General features: G+C 71.9%; 14 protein-coding genes. 6 read left to right on the forward strand and 8 right to left on the reverse strand.

What is annotated here, in order from left to right; translation table 11 throughout:
* The first annotated feature begins 252 nt into the window (after positions 1-252).
* Positions 253-465: a hypothetical protein gene (locus tag ACLJQF_RS36140; protein WP_410614762.1), complete on the forward strand. Its 213-nt coding sequence runs from the start codon at positions 253-255 to the stop codon at positions 463-465.
* Positions 466-626: 161 nt separating this feature from the next.
* On the opposite strand, the gene ACLJQF_RS36145 is transcribed toward ACLJQF_RS36140, so the two are convergent.
* Positions 627-1,127, reverse strand: a complete 501-nt coding sequence (locus tag ACLJQF_RS36145; protein ID WP_410614763.1) for a hypothetical protein — start codon at positions 1,125-1,127, stop codon at positions 627-629.
* Positions 1,128-1,288: 161 nt separating this feature from the next.
* Here ACLJQF_RS36145 and ACLJQF_RS36150 point away from each other — a divergent pair, with 161 nt between their 5' ends.
* On the forward strand, positions 1,289-3,343 hold the full coding sequence (locus ACLJQF_RS36150) for a glycoside hydrolase family 3 C-terminal domain-containing protein (protein WP_410614764.1): 2,055 nt from the start codon (positions 1,289-1,291) through the stop codon (positions 3,341-3,343).
* 4 nt (positions 3,344-3,347) lie between these two features.
* Here ACLJQF_RS36150 and ACLJQF_RS36155 read toward each other — a convergent pair whose 3' ends face one another.
* The 4 genes from ACLJQF_RS36155 to ACLJQF_RS36170 form a co-directional block, all read right to left on the reverse strand.
* On the reverse strand, positions 3,348-3,926 hold the full coding sequence (locus tag ACLJQF_RS36155; RefSeq protein ID WP_410614765.1) for a hypothetical protein: 579 nt from the start codon (positions 3,924-3,926) through the stop codon (positions 3,348-3,350).
* Positions 3,927-3,978: 52 nt separating this feature from the next.
* Positions 3,979-4,233: a hypothetical protein gene (locus ACLJQF_RS36160; protein ID WP_410614766.1), complete on the reverse strand. Its 255-nt coding sequence runs from the start codon at positions 4,231-4,233 to the stop codon at positions 3,979-3,981.
* A gap of 91 nt (positions 4,234-4,324) precedes the next feature.
* On the reverse strand, positions 4,325-5,032 hold the full coding sequence (locus ACLJQF_RS36165) for an MBL fold metallo-hydrolase (protein ID WP_410614767.1): 708 nt from the start codon (positions 5,030-5,032) through the stop codon (positions 4,325-4,327).
* Between the two features lie 4 nt (positions 5,033-5,036).
* Positions 5,037-5,738, reverse strand: coding sequence for an IclR family transcriptional regulator (locus ACLJQF_RS36170; RefSeq protein ID WP_004560682.1), 702 nt, complete (start codon positions 5,736-5,738; stop codon positions 5,037-5,039).
* A 142-nt stretch (positions 5,739-5,880) separates the two neighbouring features.
* On the opposite strand from ACLJQF_RS36170, the gene leuC reads away from it, so the two are divergent.
* The 4 genes from leuC to ACLJQF_RS36190 all read left to right on the forward strand — a co-directional run bounded on the left by leuC (position 5,881) and on the right by ACLJQF_RS36190 (position 12,389).
* Positions 5,881-7,314: a 3-isopropylmalate dehydratase large subunit gene (gene leuC / locus ACLJQF_RS36175; protein ID WP_410614768.1), complete on the forward strand. Its 1,434-nt coding sequence runs from the start codon at positions 5,881-5,883 to the stop codon at positions 7,312-7,314.
* 21 nt (positions 7,315-7,335) lie between these two features.
* Positions 7,336-7,938: a 3-isopropylmalate dehydratase small subunit gene (gene leuD / locus ACLJQF_RS36180; protein ID WP_410614769.1), complete on the forward strand. Its 603-nt coding sequence runs from the start codon at positions 7,336-7,338 to the stop codon at positions 7,936-7,938.
* A gap of 221 nt (positions 7,939-8,159) precedes the next feature.
* Positions 8,160-9,044, forward strand: a complete 885-nt coding sequence (locus ACLJQF_RS36185; RefSeq protein ID WP_410614770.1) for an HU family DNA-binding protein — start codon at positions 8,160-8,162, stop codon at positions 9,042-9,044.
* A 549-nt stretch (positions 9,045-9,593) separates the two neighbouring features.
* A complete protein-coding gene (locus ACLJQF_RS36190) occupies positions 9,594-12,389 on the forward strand; it encodes a BTAD domain-containing putative transcriptional regulator (protein WP_410614771.1) in 2,796 nt (931 codons plus the stop codon).
* Positions 12,390-12,741: 352 nt separating this feature from the next.
* On the opposite strand, the gene ACLJQF_RS36195 is transcribed toward ACLJQF_RS36190, so the two are convergent.
* Genes ACLJQF_RS36195 through cofC form a run of 3 tightly spaced genes read right to left on the reverse strand, consistent with a single transcriptional unit; the run spans position 12,742 to position 16,752 of the window.
* Entirely contained in the window at positions 12,742-13,695 is a 954-nt protein-coding gene (locus ACLJQF_RS36195) for an NUDIX hydrolase (RefSeq protein ID WP_410614772.1), read from the reverse strand.
* Entirely contained in the window at positions 13,692-16,064 is a 2,373-nt protein-coding gene (locus ACLJQF_RS36200) for an RNA degradosome polyphosphate kinase (protein ID WP_410614773.1), read from the reverse strand. The genes ACLJQF_RS36195 and ACLJQF_RS36200 overlap by 4 nt, the downstream gene beginning before the upstream one ends.
* Before the next feature lie 55 nt (positions 16,065-16,119).
* Positions 16,120-16,752, reverse strand: a complete 633-nt coding sequence (cofC, locus tag ACLJQF_RS36205) for a 2-phospho-L-lactate guanylyltransferase (RefSeq protein ID WP_410614774.1) — start codon at positions 16,750-16,752, stop codon at positions 16,120-16,122.
* Positions 16,753-16,967: the final 215 nt, after the last annotated feature.

Genomic DNA, 16,967 nt, shown 5'->3' on the forward strand with positions numbered 1-16,967 from the left:
CCGCAGCGGCCAACTCAGCAACCGCAGCGGCCAACTCACCAACCGCAGCGGCCAACTCACCCGCGTGCCCGGTGAGTTGGCCGTTTCGGTGCGTGAGTTGGCTGCTGCGAGCGGTGAGTTGGCCGTTCCTGTCCCGGCAGACCAGCCACCACTGCCACGCCGACCGAAGAACTGTCCCTGTAGTACTAGTGGTCGTGATCACAGGTTCGAGGTGCTGCGAAAACTGTCGGTGGTGACGGATAGCCTCAGCACATGAAAACGGACGACGCGACAGTCCCGGCGCACCAGCTCACCAAGGGCCAGTGGTTCTGGCACGAGCCGGCGCCGGGACTGCCCGCGTGGCAGCTGCAGGTGAATTCGGCGGAGGTGCTGGAGGATTCCGTCGAGATCTTCACTACGGACGGGGAGCGGGAGCTGGTTTCGTACCCGAGGAACAGGCTGGTCCGCCTGGCCGAGGCGGCTTGAGGTAGTTCGGGGGGAGGGGGGAACAAGGTCACCGTTTGCCGTGGCTGGTGGTCGTGAGTGGTAATTCGGGTTCTAACCCGAATTACCACTCACGACGGCGGTGTGGGCCCCGGGGCGGCGACCTGGGGAATGCGCCGCCCCGGGGTGTCCTGTGTGGAGGGTCAGCTCAGCGAGCCGTCCCCGGTCTGCGGCGCCCCGGCCGGCTTGACCGCGACCTGCGGTTTCGCCGGTTTCGGCGCCTTCGACGACGTCGGCGGCTTCGGCTTGGTCGTCGGTGGCTTCGGCTTGGGCTTCGTCGTCGTGTCCGGGGGCGGGGTGCCCAGGATCGTGAACGTGAGGGTCGGCGACCGGCCCTCCGAGCACGGGTAGGAGGCGGTGTACTTGCCGGGTCGGCCGATCGCCGTCGTGCTGCCGCCCATGTGCCCCCAGTTGCCCATGCCGACCATCTTGATCGGAGCGGTGAAGCCCGCCGACGTGACCGGTCCGGTCGGTGTGCACGCCGAGTGGCCCAGCCCCGTGTAGACGTCCGCGTCGATCCGGCCGCCCGGCTCGACCTTCGAAGTCAGGCTCCACCCGCCTTCGTCGGCCGCACTCGCCGGGGCCGACAGCGCGAGCGTCACGGCGCTCGCCGCCATTAGGCCGATCAGGGTTTTCTTGACCATGGCTCGTCCCCTCTCGTTGGTGCTCCTCCCACGCTTGAGCCGGGGAAATGGTTGAGTCCACTTCTCGTTCAAGTACATGAACGCATGTCGAGTCTATGTTTCCGTGTCACATATGGGTTAGCTTGGCCGCCGTTGGTCCCGTCAGCGGCGAGGGAGACTCGATGCGCACCGGCCCGTTCGTTCTCACCCTGGTCCTGGCGTTGTCATTGACGACGCCGGCGGCCGCGGCCGCGCAATCCTGGCGCGACGCCCGGCAGTCACCCGACCGCCGGGCCGCCGAGCTGATCGCGGCGATGACCCTGGACGAGAAGATCTCCCAGCTGCACCTGCAGCCCGACGCCGAGCACCAGCGGTTCGTGCCGCCGATCCCGCGGCTGGGCGTGCCCGGGTTCCGGATCGCCAACGGCCCGGCGGGCATGGGCCCGGCCGACGACAAGCCGCAGAAACCGGCGACCGCGCTGCCGGCCACCATGGCGCTGGCGTCGACGTTCGACACCGGCCTGGCGCGCCGGTACGGCCGGCTGATCGGCAGCGAAACCCGGGCGCTCGCGCACCACGTGTCCGAGGCGCCCGACATCAACATCGCCCGCGTCCCGCGCAACGGCCGGACGTTCGAAGGCATGGGGGAGGACCCGGTCCTCGCCGGCGCGCTGGCGGCCGCCGACATCCGCGGTATCCAGGAGAACGGCACCATCGCCGAGGTCAAGCACTACGCGGCGAACAACCAGGAGACCGACCGCCACAGCGTCGACGAGCACATCGACGAGCGCACGCTCAACGAGATCTACCTGCCGCACTTCGAACAGGCGGTCACTGAGGGCCGTGCGGGCTCGGTGATGTGCGCCTTCCCCAAGATCAACGGCGTCTTCGTGTGCGAGAATCCGGCGCTGTTGCAGGGCAAGCTGCGCGACGACTGGGGCTTCAAGGGGTTCGTCCAGTCGGACTGGGGTGCCGCGCACAGCACCGTGGGGTCGGCGAACGCGGGCATGAACCTCGAAATGATCGACGGCACCTGGTACGGCGACAAACTGAAGCAGGCCGTACTGGCCGGGCAGGTCACCGAGCAGCGGGTCGACGAACTGCTGCTGCCGCGGTTCCGCACGATGTTCGCCTTCGGGCAGTTCGACCACCCGCCGGTGCTTTCGCCGCTGCCGACGGCACAGCACGACGCCGCCGCGAAGGAGTTCGCCGAACGCGGCATGGTGCTGCTGCGCAACGAGCACGCGCAGCTCCCGCTCGACGCGGGAGTGCGGTCGATCGCCCTCGTCGGGCCGTTCGCGACCAAGGCCAAGACCGGCGGTGGCGGCAGCTCGGCCGTCATCCCGACGTCCACAGTGGACCCGCTGCCGGGCCTGCGGCAGCGCGTCCCGGGCGCCGTGGTGACCCTCGACGACGGCAGTGACGTGGCGCGCGCGGCGGCGCTGGCCCGGACCGCCGACGTCAGCGTGGTGATGGTCGGGGACAACGAGACCGAAGGCAAGGACCGGCCGAGCCTGGCCCTCGACGGCAACCAGGACGCCCTGGTGACCGCCGTCGCCGAAGCCAACCCGCACACGGTCGTCGTGGTGAAGAGCGGCGGCCCGGTGCTCATGCCGTGGGCCGCGCGCGTGCCCGCGATCCTCCAGGCCTGGTACCCGGGGCAGCAGGACGGCGCGGCGGTGGCGGGCGTGCTCTTCGGCGACGTCAACCCGTCGGCGAAGCTGCCGATCACCTTCCCGGCGGCGGACGCCGACACGCCGGCGAACACCCCGGCGCAGTTCCCCGGCGTCGGCGGCGTCGCGACGTACTCCGAGGGTCTGCAGGTCGGCTACCGGTGGTTCGACGCGCAGGGCCGCGCCCCGCTGTTCCCGTTCGGCCACGGCCTGTCGTACACGTCGTTCGCCTACTCCGGGTTGTCGGTGCGCACCATCGGCGACGGCGCCACGGCGACGTTCACGGTGCGGAACACCGGGCAGCGGGCGGGCGCCGAGGTCGCCCAGCTGTACCTGGGCTTCCCCACGGCCGCGGGCGAGCCGCCGCGGCAGCTGAAGGGCTTCGAGCGCGTCTCGCTGGCGCCGGGCCAGTCCCGGCGCGTGACGATCCGGCTGGACGCGCGCGCCTTCTCCGTCTGGGACACGGTGAGCCACGCGTGGCAGCCCGTGCGCGGCGCCTTCACCGTGTCCGTCGGCGGCTCGTCGCGGTCCCTGCCGCTGCAGGCCCCGCTCGTGCGACGCTGAGGTCTCAGGCCTTGCAGCCGGGCGCGGTGGCGGCGGCGAGTATCAGCTCCGGGGACGTCGTCACGGCGCCGACCGGGTCGTAGGTGCCGTCGAGGTCCTTCTGCGCCTGTTCGACGGCCTTTATGGCCGGGTCCTGGGACGCTTGGTTGCCCGGCTTCGCGCGGTCGAGCGTGGTCTTCGCCTCGGCGGCGCGGTCGCGGGCCTTCGTGAACTTCGCGACGAAGGCCTGGCGCACGGTGTCGCCGAGCGGCACCGGCGCGGGCGGCAGCCCGGTGAGCTTGTCGACCGCCTCGCCGGTGCGGGCCGCGATACCGCCCAGCGCCGCGCTGATCGCCTTCTGCGCCTCGGCGATCGACTTGGGTGTCGGCGGGGCGGAGCCGGTTTCCCGGTTGGTGCGCTCCCGGTAGCCGTTCACGGCGGAGCAGAAGCCGTCCATCCAGCGCACGGCGGCCGGATCGGCCGTCGGTGCGGACGTGCTGGTCTCGACCGGGCTCGGGTTCTGGGGCGGCGGAGCCGCGGCCGGCGTGTTCCCGCACGCGGTCAGCAGCAGGCAGGCGCCCAGCAGAGCGGCGGCAATCTTCATGGTCCCCCCTCACGGTTGCCTCGTACACGCGCGAGCGGGCGGGAAGGTTGCGTCACGCGGCGGCGAGAGTACCGCCCAATGCCCGCCGGCCCTCGGCGGTGAGCTCGGCCCGCGTCCACTGCCCGACGGCGACGACCCGCACGGGCCGGATCAGCCCGGCCCGCGCCAGCTGGTGCGCGGTCGCCTGGTCGCAGCAGGGCAGGCCGTCGACCCGCAGGTCGGGTTCGCAGCTGCAGGTGAGTTCGGCCCGGCCGGCCCCGACGGCCCGCAGCATCGCCATCGCCCGGCGATTCAGTTCGGTGTGCATGGTGGTCATCCCCCTCGTGGTGGTGCTGACTATGAGGAGACGTGGCCGCCGTCACCGAATACGCGACTTCTCGCAGGGTCACCCGAACGGCTCAGGTGCGCTTGCCCCAGCGCTGGTCGTCCGGGTCCTCGCCCCGCTGGAGCGCGTCGAGGTAGGCCCGGTCGACGGCGAACCGGGCCGCGATCTCCTGGTTTCGCGCGACCGCGCCGTGGCCGGGGATCAGGACCTCGGCGTGCTCGGCGGCCTTTTCCAGCCGGTCGAGAACGGCCCGGTAGGCGGCGGGCTGCTCGTCACGGCGGGGGTCGAGGAGCGGGATCAGGACGTCGGAGAGCAGGTCGCCGGCGATCAGGACGCCCCGATCGGCGAGCAGGAGTGCGGCGTGGCCCACGGCGTGGGCGTCGTGCTCGATGACTTCGCCGGGGATCGGGCCGTGGTCTTCGGGCAGCGGCGTGAGGAGCGCGATCGGTTCAAGGGGGACGTCCGGCGCGGTTTCCTTCGCCATGGCCTGGGCGCGTTCCCGGGCTTCCCCGGCGATGCGGGCGTTGGCGGCGGTGGCGTAGCGGGGGACGTCGCCGAAGCGCGGGTGCCAGAGCAGGTGGTCCCAGTGCGGGTGGGTGGAGAACCCGGCGACGACGGGGGCGCCGAGGCGGTCGAGGTCGTCGGCGAGCCGGTCGAGTTCGTGACCGTGGATGCCGGGGTCGACGAGGATGAGCCCGTCGTCGGTTTTCACGACGGTGGTGTTGCTCCAGACCCATTCGCTCTGCCGCACCCAGACACCGTCGGCCACCTGATCCAGCATCGGGTCAGAGCCTTTCCTGCAAGGCATCCGCCGCGGCCAGCAGATCCGCCGCCCACCGCGCACCCGGCTTCCGGCCGATCCGCTCGATCGGCCCCGACACCGAAACCGCCGCCACGACCGTTCCCGCCGAATCCCGCACCGGCGCCGAAATGCTCGCCACTCCCGGCTCGCGCTCCGCCACGCTCTGCGCCCAGCCCCGCCGCCGGACCTCCAGCAGCGTCCGCTCGCCGAAGACCGCGTCCGCCAGGATCGTGCGCTGCGTGTGCGGGTCCGCCCAGGCCGCGAGCACCTTCGCGCCCGAGCCCGCCGTCATCGGCAGGCGCGAACCCACCGGAACCGTGTCGCGCAGGCCACTCGGCGGCTCGGCGGTCGAGACGCACACGCGCTGGACGCCGTCGCGCCGGTACAGCTGGACGCTTTCGCCGGTGACGTCGCGCAGTTTCGGCAGCACCACGCCCGCCGCGTCGAGCAGCGGGTCCGTCGAACCGCCCGCGAGCTCGGCCAGCGCCGTACCGGGGCGCCAGCGCCCGTCCGGACCGCGGCGCAGCAGCCGGTGCACCTCCAGGCCGACCGCGAGCCGGTGCGCGGTGGCCCGGGGGAGGCCGGTCCGCGTGCACAGTTCCGCGAGGCCGCAGGGGTCGTCCGCGACCGCCTGGAGGACGGCCACTGCTTTGTCCAGTACTCCGATACCGCTATGCTGTCCCACGACCCGATACTAGCGTCCCGCACTTTGGGAAGTCCAGTATCTGGGAAAACCCTGAACTCGAGCTGCGCCCTCCTTCGCGGCTCGCACCCGATTTCGCAGGTGCGCGCCCGAGTTCGTCGACGAACCGTGGAAGGAGCCGGAGATGACCAGCCCGACCGGCAAGGCCCGCACGCTGGCGGAGAAGGTGTGGGAAAGCCACCTCGTGCGCCGAGGCGAAGGCGCCGAACCGGACCTCCTCTACATCGACCTCCACCTGCTGCACGAAGTCACCAGCCCGCAGGCCTTCGACGGCCTCCGCCTGGCCGGGCGGCCGCTGCGCCGCCCCGACCTGACCATCGCGACCGAGGACCACAACGTCCCGACCGTCGACATCGAGCTCCCCATCGCCGATCCGGTCTCGCGCACCCAGGTCGACACCCTTCGCCGCAACTGCAAGGAGTTCGGTGTCCGGCTGCACCCGATGGGTGACGCCGAGCAGGGCATCGTGCACGTCATCGGGCCGCAGCTCGGCCTGACCCAGCCCGGCATGACGGTGGTCTGCGGCGACAGCCACACCTCGACGCACGGCGCGTTCGGCGCCATCGCCTTCGGCATCGGCACGTCCGAGGTCGAGCACGTCATGGCCACCCAGACGCTGCCGCTGCGTCCCTTCAAGACGATGGCGATCACGGTCGACGGTGAGCTGCGTCCCGGCGTCACCGCGAAGGACGTCATCCTCGCGGTGATCGCCAAGATCGGCACCGGCGGCGGCCAGGGCTACATCCTGGAATACCGCGGCAAGGCCATCGAGGCGTTGTCCATGGAGGCCCGGATGACCGTCTGCAACATGTCGATCGAGGCCGGCGCCCGCGCCGGGATGATCGCGCCGGACGACACGACGTTCGAGTACCTGAAGGGCCGCCCGCACGCTCCGCAGGGCGCGGACTGGGACGCGGCGGTCGAGAACTGGCGGCAGCTGCGCACCGACGACGGCGCCGAGTTCGACGCCGAGGTGCACCTCGACGCGAGCGAGCTGACGCCGTTCGTGACCTGGGGCACCAACCCCGGCCAGGGCCTCCCGCTGGGCGCCGAGGTGCCCGACCCGGAGGCGATCCCGGACGAGAACGACCGCATCGCCGCTGAAAAGGCCCTGTCCTACATGGATTTGAAGCCCGGCACGCCGCTGCGCGAGATCGCCGTCGACACCGTCTTCCTCGGCTCCTGCACCAACGGCCGGATCGAGGACCTGCGGGCCGCGGCCGAGGTGCTGCGCGGCCGGAAAGTGGCGGAGTCGGTCCGGATGCTGGTGGTTCCCGGCTCGATGCGCGTCCGCAAGGCCGCCGAGGCCGAGGGGCTCGACCAGGTCTTCACCGAGGCGGGTGCCGAGTGGCGCCAGGCCGGCTGCTCGATGTGCCTGGGCATGAACCCGGACCAGCTGAAGCCGGGCGAGCGCAGCGCGTCGACGTCGAACCGCAACTTCGAGGGCCGGCAGGGCAAGGGCGGCCGGACGCACCTGGTCTCGCCGCTCGTGGCGGCGGCCACGGCCGTCCGGGGCACGCTGTCGTCGCCGGAAGACCTGCTGACCGCCGCCCGCTGACCCACCCGAGGAGCTACAGCCATGGAACCGTTCACCCAGCACACCGGCGTCGGCGTCCCGCTGCGCCGGTCCAACGTGGACACCGACCAGATCATCCCGGCGGTCTACCTCAAGCGGGTGACCCGGACGGGCTTCGAGGACGGCCTGTTCGCCGCCTGGCGCGGCGACGAGGACTTCATCCTCAACCAGGAGCCGTTCAAGAACGGGAGCGTGCTCGTCGCGGGGCCGGACTTCGGAACCGGTTCCTCCCGCGAGCACGCCGTCTGGGCGCTGATGGACTACGGCTTCAAGGCCGTCATCTCCGCCCGGTTCGCCGACATCTTCCGCGGCAACTCCGGCAAGGGCGGCCTGGTGGCCGCCCAGTGCGAGCAGCACGACGTCGAGCTGCTCTGGAAGCTGCTGGAGAACGAGCCCGGCACCGAGGTCACGGTCGACCTCGAGACCAAGACCGTGCGGGCCAAGGACTTCACCGCGCCCTTCCAGATCGACGACTACGTCCGCTGGCGGCTGCTGGAAGGTCTCGACGACATCGCTCTCACGTTGCGCCATGCCGGTGAGATCGACAGCTTCGAGTCGAGCCGCCCGTCCTGGAAGCCGACGACGACGCCGGTGGCCGCCGGCTAGCCCGCTCGTGGGGCGGAATCGCTTGTCCGGCAAGTGATTCCGCCCCTGCTCGAACTTTGCCGAACGGCCCTCCGCGAGCCCCGTTACCGGGGTTCGGCGCGAGGCGGAACCCTGCCCGGGGCAAGGGAAAGTTCCGCATGCCGTTTGGAATTTGTGCTGCGTTGGTAATACCGTGTCGCTAGCCGGCCGACGCGGCCGTGGATCCTTCCTGGAGGACTGGCATGGCCAACAAGGCCCAGCTGATCGAGGCGCTGACCGAGCGCCTGGGCGACAAGAAGGCCGCTTCCGAGGCGGTCGACGGTCTGGTCGACATCATCATCCGGACGGTCAACAAGGGCGAAAAGGTCAACATCACCGGCTTCGGGGTGTTCGAAAAGCGCGCCCGCGCGGCACGGACGGCCCGCAACCCGCGCACGGGCGAAGCGGTGCGGGTCAAGAAGACGAACGTGCCCGCCTTCCGCGCCGGAACCACGTTCAAGGACGTCATTTCCGGAGCGAAGAAGCTGCCGAAGGCGGCACCGGTGAAGCGCGCAGCGACGGCCACCCGAGCGGCGGCAACCACGTCTCGCACGGCGCCGAAGCCGGCCACCACCCGTGCGACGACGACGCGGACTCGCGCGACAACGGCGCCCACGAGGACGACGGCGACCAAGGCCGCGCCGAAGCCGGCGGCTACGCGGGCGAAGACGACGACGGCGAAGCCGGCCACGGCTGCGAGGACGACGGCCACCAGGGCGACGGCGGCCAAGCCGGCTGCTGCCCGGACTGCCGCTGCGAAGGCGCCGGCTGCCAGGACCACCGCCGCGAAGCCGACGGCTGCGAGGACCGCCGCTGCGAAGCCGACGGCTGCCAGGACTGCCGCTGCGAAGGCGCCGGCCGCAAAGGCCGCCGCCGCAACAACGACAGCTGCGAAGACCACCGCTGCGAAGGCGACCTCGGCTGCGAAGGCGACCTCGGCTGCGAAGGCCCCGGTCGCGAAGAGCACTGCTGCCGCCAAGCCGACCGCGGCCCGCAAGACCGCGGCGGCCAAGCCCGCCACGGCCAAGACCACCGCGGCGGCGAAGACCCCGGCCAGGCGGACCTCGGCCGCGGCGAAGACGGACTGACCGCCCGAAACTGTCGTACCCCTGCGGTAACGTGAAATCCGGGGGACCCCCAGGGGGCGACCCCCTGCTAGACGAGCAGCTTTCCGGCAGGGCCCCGAGCGCGACGCGCTCGGGGCCCTGCCGCATGTCCAGGCCTGCCCGCGAAAGATCGCCGGAGCAAGTGATCCGCCCCTCCCGACACGCCAACCGACCCTGGGCACACCAGCCGATCCCGGCACGCCAACCGACCCCGGGAACGCCAACCCGCCCCCAGGTCCGACAGCCGAACCCCGCGCACACCGACCGAACCCCCGCGCACACCGACCGAACCTCCGCGCACACCGACCGAACCCCCGCGCACGCCAACGGACCCGCCGCGCACGCCAAGCCAAGCAAGACCGAAAGTCACCCACCGCCGCCACCAGCGTCCCGAACGGACACCTCACATCACCCGCTCGGCCCAACCACGCCCCCGGGACCGGTTCCGCCCAATTTCGCCAAGTCGCTTGAGCGCCCGGCCGAGTGATGCCACGCTGCCTTCCTCGGGGCCCGCGTCCGGCGGGGCCGGCCGTGCGCAAGGCGAACCTGGGGGCGACCACCATCGACATCCGGCTGCTCGGCCCGTTCCAGGTGCTCGTCGGCGGTTCCCCGGTCGTGCTGACCAGTTCCCGCCAGCGCGCGCTGCTCGCCACGCTCGCGCTCGCCGCCGGCCGGCTCGTGTCGATCGATGCCCTTGCCCGCGGTGTCTGGGGCGAGGCGCCGCCCGCGCACATCCGGGGCAGCCTGCAAACCTACGTGATGCGCCTGCGCCGGCTCTGCGGCGAAGACATCGTCGCCACCGAACCGGACGGGTACCGGCTGGTCGTCGACCCGTCCCGGGTGGACGTCCTGCGCTTCCTCCAGACCCTCGACCAGGCCGCCGCCGCGACGGAACCCGCCCGTCGCCGGGAGCTGCTCACCGCCGCGGTCGACGGCTGGGGTGGTGTCCCGCTCGAAGGCGTCGGGTCTCCCGCGCTGGCCGCCGAATGGGGGCCGCTGCTGACCGAGCGGTACCTCTTCGCCGTGGAACAGCGCATCGACCTCGACGCCGGGCTCGTCCCCGATGCTCGGCTCGTCGCCGAACTCACCGATCTCGTCGCCCAGCACCCGCTGCGGGAGTCGTTGTGGGAACGGCTGGTGCGCGCCCTCGCCCGGTCCGGGCGCCGCGCCGAAGCACTCGCGCGCTACGCCGGGTTGCGGGCGTTGCTGGCCGACGAACTGGGCGTCGAACCGGGCGAAGACCTCCGCCGCCTGCACGCCGAACTGCTCGCCGCCGACGCCGATCCGGCCGTCCACACCGTCCCCCGGCAGCTGCCCTTCGACGTCGCCGGCTTCACCGGCCGCGGCCCCGAACTCGCCGAACTCGACCGGCTGCCGCCCGGTGGGGCGTCCGGCATCGTCGTCATCGAAGGCACCGCCGGCGTCGGGAAGACGTCGCTGGCCGTGCACTGGTCCCACCGCGTCCGCGAGCGCTTCCCCGGTGGCCAGCTGTTCCTCGACCTGCGCGGCCACTCCGCGGACACCCCGGTCACGCCCGGCGCCGCGCTGGCCGGCTTCCTGCGCGCCCTCGGCGTCCCGGCCGAGAGCCTGCCCTCCACTGTGGAGGAACGGTCGGCGCTGCTGCGCAGCAGGCTGGCGGGCAGCCGCACCCTCATGCTGCTCGACAACGCCCGCGACGCCGACCAGGTCCGCCCGCTGCTGCCCGGGCCCGGCAACCTGGTCGTGGTGACCAGCCGCAACCAGCTGCGCGGCCTCGTCGCCCGCGACGGCGCCCGCCGCATCGCCCTGCGTTCCTTCGACGACCGCGACGCGACCGCACTGCTCGCCGGCAGCGTCGGGTCGCAGCGCCTCGCCGCCGAACCGGACGCCGTCGCCGAGCTCGTCCAACTCTGCGGCCGGCTGCCGCTGGCGCTGGCGCTGGCCGGGGAACGCGCTTCCCGGTTTTCCGGCGTTTCGCTGGCCGGCATCGTCGAAGAACTCCGCGACCAGCGGCTGCGGCTCGACACCCTCCGCGACCCCGAGGACGCCGGCACCGACCTGCGGGCCGCGTTCTCCTGGTCGTACAAGGCCCTGCGCCCGGCCGCGGCGCGGTTCTTCCGGCTGCTCGGCCTGCACCCCGGCCACGGGTTCAGCCTGTCCTCGGCCGCCGCGCTCGCCGGCGCCCCGCTGCGCGAGGCGCGGGAACTCGCGGACCAGCTCGCCGCCGCCCACCTGCTCAACCAGCCCGGCACCGACCGCTACCAGTTCCACGACCTGCTGCGTGTCTACGCGGGCGAACTCGTCGAAGCCGAAACGACGGAGGCCGAACGCGCGGCGGCGCTGCGCCGGCTCGTCGACTGGTACCTCGCCGGCGTCGCCGAAGCGAACAAACTGGTCCGTCCCGACCTGCTGACCGAGGACATCACGCTCGACCCGCCGCCGCTGCCCGCCGTCCGCTTCGCACAGCACGAGCAGACGATCGCCTGGTACACCACCGAACGGCAGGCCCTCACGGCGCTCGTCGGCATCGCCGCCGGGCACGGCTGGACCGCGCACGCCTGGAAACTCGCGTGGCTCCTGCGCGGGTTCTTCGCCGAACGCCACGACCGCGACGACTGGATCACCACCGCGCGCGCGGCCGTCGCCGCCACCCGCGACGCCGGCGACGGGACGGGCCTGCAGTACAGCGCCAACAACCTCGGCTCGGCCTACCTGCGCACCCTCCAGCCCGACAAGGCGATCGAAGCGCTGGAGGAAGCGCGCGCGGTGTCCGAGGGCGGCGACGGCACCGCGCTGACGGTGGCGATCCTGTCCAACCTCGCCGGCGCCTACTACGTCCGTGCCGAATACGCGGAAGCCGAACGCTACGCCCTCAAAGCCGTCCACCTCGCGCGCGACCACGGCCAGCGCACGTTCGTGCCGCACGCGCTGCTCAACGTCAGCGCCAGCCGCATCGGCCTCCGCGACTACGACCACGCCGCCGAAGCCGCCCAGGCGGCCCACGAAGCCTTCGCGGAACTCGGCGACCGCTACCACGCGGCGCTCGCGCTGGGGAACGTCGCCGAGGCCCTCGAAGGAGCTGGCAGACACGACGAAGCGGAGCAGGCCGGCCTCGACGCTCTCGCCGAGCTGAAGCAGCTGAACGCCGACTACGGCACGATCGACGTCCAGATCACCCTCGGCCGGCTGAAGCACCGCACCGGCCGCGCGCGCGAGGCCGGCGGCCACTGGGCCGAGGCGCTGACCGTCAGCCAGCGCCTCGGCGACCCCCGCGTCGCGGAGGTCCAGGCCCTGCTGGCCACAGTGCCGGCAGAAACCCCCTCGCCCGGGGATGCGCCGTACCCCTAGCCCGGCGCAGCCCAACGGGACCCTGGACAAGTACACCAAGATCGACTGTCACGGCGCTGTCTTGTGGTGACAGCGGCTCTCACCGCACTCCGGACGCCGGTGTCGCGAATGACTCATTCGGGACCTCGGCCGTCCCGAATGAGTCATTCGCGACATGAGCCGGGCTGCCGCGGCACAGAGCCGGCCGACACAGCGTTCGCGGGCACAGTGCTCGCCCTCCCCGGGGCGCCCCCCGGGTCCAGTCTATCGGCGCCTGCCGACAAAACCGGCGGATCAGCCACCGTCGGGCCGAGCTGTCCACAGCCCCCTCCGGATGTGGACACCGCACTCCGGACGGATGTGGACAGCCGGCTCAGGAATGACTGGGGGAAGGCACCGGGAGCGCACTCGGGTGGTAGTCCGCCGCCAGCAGCACCGGGCCTTCCGAGGCCGTCGGCGGGCGGAACGACAACACCCAGAACGAGCCCTTCTTGCTCGGCACCACCCCGCCGCGTGCCGCCGAAAGCTCCACGCCGTCGCGGTCCGCCAGCGCGCTCACCAGGTCCGGGATCACGCCGCCCTGGCTGCAGACCACCGGCGTGCCGCCGTCCCCGGCCACCGCCAGGAGCCGCGCCACGCCCAGGACCGGGTCCGGCCAGTAGCCCTCTTCCGAGAACAACGGCTCGTGGCGGACCTCCGCCGCGACGTCCTCCGCCACCCCATGGACCGTCTGCACGCACCGCAGCCGCGGCGCCGACAACACCCGGTCCGGGCCGAACAACGACAGCGCCCGGCGCAGCGCCGCCGCCTGGCGCAGGCCCGCCTCGGACAGCGGCCGGAGGTCGTCGTCGCCGGACCACTCGTCGCGCTTGCCCGCCTTGGCGTGCCGCACCAGCAACAGCGTCGTCAGCCCCACCGGGAGCTCGCAGAACGCCCGCAGCACCCGGATGTCTTCCGGCCGCGAAAGCAGTTTTTCCGCCGCCGTCGGGTCGAGCCAGCGCAGCTCGTCGACCTCGTCGTTCGCCTCGAACTCGCCGGAGACCGCTTCCGCCGCGAAGTAGTCGACCGTCTTCGGCACCGTCCCGGAGCCGGTGCGCGCCGGCACCGGGTACGCCGTCCGGGCCAGGTAGCGGCCCAGTACCGCCGTGAATCCCGTTTCCTCCCGGACTTCCCGCACCGCGGCCTGGGCGATCGTCTCGCCCGGGTCGAGTTTCCCCTTCGGGAACGACCAGTCGTCGTACCGCGGGCGGTGCACCAGCGCGACTTCCGTCGCGCTCCCGGCGCCGCGCCACAGCACCGCGCCGGCCGCCCGTACCTCCTGGGTCATCCGGCGGCCCCGTGCAGCTTCGCCAGCTCCAGCTGGTGGTCACGCACCCGCGAGCCGTCGGAGGGGGACGGCGACCACTCGCCGCTCTCGGTCAGCACCCAGCAGCGCGTCGCCGGGTCCAGCGCGGAGTCGAAGATGTTGTCGAGCTGCGCGGTCAGCTTCGGATCCTTGACGCGCACCAGCGCCTCGATCCGCCGGTCCAGGTTGCGGTGCATCATGTCCGCGCTGCCGAGCCAGTGCGTCCCGCCCGCCCGGAAGTGGAAGACCCGCGAGTGCTCGAGGAACCGGCCGAGGATCGACCGGACGTGGATGTTTTCCGACAACCCCTCGACGCCCGGCTTCAGCGTGCAGATCCCGCGGACCACGATCTCGACCGGCACCCCGGCCTGGGACGCGTGGTACAGCGCGTCGATCACCTGCTCGTCGACCAGCGAGTTGCACTTGATCCGGATCCCGGCCTGCTGCCCGGCCCGCGCCAGCTCGATCTCCTCGCCGATCGCGCGCACGATGCCGCGGCGGATGCCGTGCGGCGAGGTCAGGATCGTCCGGTAGGTGTCCTGCCGCGAGTAGCCGGTCAGCACGTTGAACAGGTCCGTGACGTCCGCGCCGATGCTCGGGTCGGCGGTGAACAGGCCGATGTCCTCGTAGAGCCGCGCGGTCTTCGGGTTGTAGTTGCCGGTGCCGATGTGGCAGTAGCGCCGGATCGTCGAGCCCTCCTGGCGCACGATCATCGACACCTTGCAGTGCGTCTTCAGCCCGACCAGGCCGTACACGACGTGCACGCCCGCGCGCTCCAGCGTCCGCGCCCAGGTGATGTTCGCCTGCTCGTCGAAGCGCGCCTTGATCTCGACCAGCGCGACGACCTGCTTGCCCGCCTCCGCGGCGTCGATCAGCGCGTCGACGATCGGGGAGTCACCGGACGTCCGGTACAGGGTCTGCTTGATCGCGAGGACCTTCGAGTCGGCCGCCGCCTGCTCGATGAACCGCTGCACGCTCGTCGAGAACGAGTCGTACGGGTGGTGCACCAGCACGTCGCCCTCGCGCAGCGTCGCGAACACGCTCTTCGGCGTCTCGCGCTCGCCGAACGCCGGGTGCGTCGCCGGGACGAACGGCCGGTCCTTCAGCTCCTTGCGGTCCACGGCGGACAGCTGGTGCAGGCAGGTCAGGTCGAGCAGGCCGGGCACCTCGACGACGTCCGCCGGGTCGACGTCCAGCTCGCGCAGCAGCAGCTCGAGCATGTGCTCGCTCATGTCCTGCGCGACCTCGAGGCGCACCGGCGGGCCGAAGCGGCGCTGCGCCAGCTCGCGCTCGAGGGCCTGGAGGAGGTCCTCGTCGCGGTCCTCGTCGACCTCGAAGTCGGCGTTGCGGGTGACGCGGAAGACGTGGTGCTCGGTGACGTCCATGCCGGTGAACAGCTCACCCAGGTGGGCGGCGATGAGCTCTTCGAGGGGGAGGAACGTCGCCGTGCGGCTGGTTCGCTCGGACTCGACGCGCATCAGGCGCGGCACGTTGCTCGGCACCTTCACCCTGGCGAAGCGCTCGGTGCCGCCTTCCGGGTCGCGGACCGTCACCGCGAGGTTGAGCGAAAGGCCGGAAATGTAGGGGAACGGGTGCGCCGGGTCGACGGCCAGCGGCGTCAGGACCGGGAAGATCTGCTCGGAGAAGTAGCTGGACAGCCGGAGCTGGTCGGCGCCGGCCAGGTCGGCCCAGCCGACGATGTGGATGTCCTGCTCGGCCAGCTGCGGGCGCAGGTGCTTCTCGAACGCGCCGGTCTGCCGCTCGACCAGGTCCTGGTTGCGCTTGGCGATGTAGCCGAGCTGCTCGCGCGGGGTGAGCCCGTCCGCGCTGCGCACCAGGAGGCCGGTCTCGTCGCGGCGCTTCAGGCCGGCGACGCGGACCATGTAGAACTCGTCCAGATTGGACGCGAAGATGGCGAGGAACTTCGCCCGCTCCAGCAGCGGCTGCGACTCGTCCTCGGCCAGCGCGAGCACGCGGGCGTTGAAGTCCTGCCACGAGAGCTCGCGGTTGAAGTACCGGTCGTCGGGCAGCGTCTCGACGGCGGTCGGCGCGGCGGTGACGGCGGGCGGCGCCGACGGGACGGCCCGGAACTCCTCGGCGCCACGCGGGTTGCCCTGCGTGGAGCTGCGGCGACGCGGGGCGGCCGCGGGCGAGGTGGTCTTGCGGGTTCTGGCCTTGCCCGCGGTGGCACGGGCGGCGGTGTCGCGCGCGGTGGACTTCGACGGGACCTTCTTGGCGGTCACCGGTTTGGCGGGGGTGGCCTTCTTCGCCGTCTCCGAAGATCCGCTGGCCGGGTTCCGTCGCCTCCGCGGTGCGGGCGTGCCGCCGTCGTCTGTGCTCACGGCCCCCATTCTTCACTACGTCACGCGGATTTGCGCAGACCACGGTGAAGGTCGGATGAACAGCTCAGCGCGATACCGGGCATGGATCGCCGAGGTGGGCGGCGGTGTGTTTTCCGACACCGAGGGCGCGGACGTGGGCGAGATCATCGGGGGTGTCGACGTCGCTGCGGAGGGTCGGCAGCGCCTGGGACAGGGAGACGGCCCCGGACGCGGCGTGCCGCCGCGCCGAGCCGGCCCCGAAGCGGGGATCGAGGGGCTCGCCGGCGGCGGCCAGCAGCAGGGTGGTGCCGGTGCCCTGCCGATCGGCGACGAAGGCCCGGTTTCCGGCGGCCTCGGCGAGGGCGGCCGTGAGATCGCCGGCGCGGAGGGCGGGGAGGTCGGCCTGCAGCGCGCCGACGACGGCGCCCGGATCGTCGGCTTTGAGCAGGGCTTCGCCGTGGCGGAAGGCGGCATTGAGGGTCTGTTCGGCAGGTTCGGCGACGATCTCCACACCGAGCTCGCCCAGCTCGGCGACGGCTTCCGGATCGGCGGCGACGAGCAGCACGCGCCTGATCCGCCCACTGGAGACGACGGCGGCGAGCGTGTCGGCGGCGAGCGCCAGTACCAGCCCGGGGTGGCGGTCCGCCTCGACGGCACCACGCAGCCGCGACTTGCCGTCGCGGGGGTGTTTCATCGGCACGACCAGGTCCACGTCCACGTGTCCATCTTTACCCGAAAGCCGCGGAGGCCGGTGGCGGGTGCGGCAGGGGGTTTCGAACGTCTTGAATGACTCATTCAGGACGTCTGACCCGGATCCACCGATTTGATTTTTGGTGATCTTGAGGCTGGGTTGTTGATCTTGTTGTGGGTGGTGGGCGTGCTGGGTCGTGCTGGCTGGTCCAGCACGTCCACGGTGAGGTCTCCGGTCGTCGG

Source organism: Amycolatopsis sp. lyj-109, assembly GCF_046548995.1.
Taxonomy (GTDB): Bacteria; Actinomycetota; Actinomycetes; order Mycobacteriales; family Pseudonocardiaceae; genus Amycolatopsis.

Bases quoted from the DNA above. Each gene is read 5' to 3' on its own strand.
- ACLJQF_RS36195 (WP_410614772.1), bottom strand. From the start codon at position 13,695: ATGACCCAGGAGGTACGGGCGGCCGGCGCGGTGCTGTGGCGCGGCGCC.
- ACLJQF_RS36155 (WP_410614765.1), bottom strand. From the start codon at position 3,926: ATGAAGATTGCCGCCGCTCTGCTGGGCGCCTGCCTGCTGCTGACCGCG.
- leuC (WP_410614768.1), top strand. From the start codon at position 5,881: ATGACCAGCCCGACCGGCAAGGCCCGCACGCTGGCGGAGAAGGTGTGG.
- ACLJQF_RS36160 (WP_410614766.1), bottom strand. From the start codon at position 4,233: ATGCACACCGAACTGAATCGCCGGGCGATGGCGATGCTGCGGGCCGTC.
- ACLJQF_RS36200 (WP_410614773.1), bottom strand. From the start codon at position 16,064: ATGGGGGCCGTGAGCACAGACGACGGCGGCACGCCCGCACCGCGGAGG.
- ACLJQF_RS36145 (WP_410614763.1), bottom strand. From the start codon at position 1,127: ATGGTCAAGAAAACCCTGATCGGCCTAATGGCGGCGAGCGCCGTGACG.
- ACLJQF_RS36185 (WP_410614770.1), top strand. From the start codon at position 8,160: ATGGCCAACAAGGCCCAGCTGATCGAGGCGCTGACCGAGCGCCTGGGC.
- ACLJQF_RS36165 (WP_410614767.1), bottom strand. From the start codon at position 5,032: ATGCTGGATCAGGTGGCCGACGGTGTCTGGGTGCGGCAGAGCGAATGG.
- ACLJQF_RS36150 (WP_410614764.1), top strand. From the start codon at position 1,289: ATGCGCACCGGCCCGTTCGTTCTCACCCTGGTCCTGGCGTTGTCATTG.
- leuD (WP_410614769.1), top strand. From the start codon at position 7,336: ATGGAACCGTTCACCCAGCACACCGGCGTCGGCGTCCCGCTGCGCCGG.
- ACLJQF_RS36140 (WP_410614762.1), top strand. From the start codon at position 253: ATGAAAACGGACGACGCGACAGTCCCGGCGCACCAGCTCACCAAGGGC.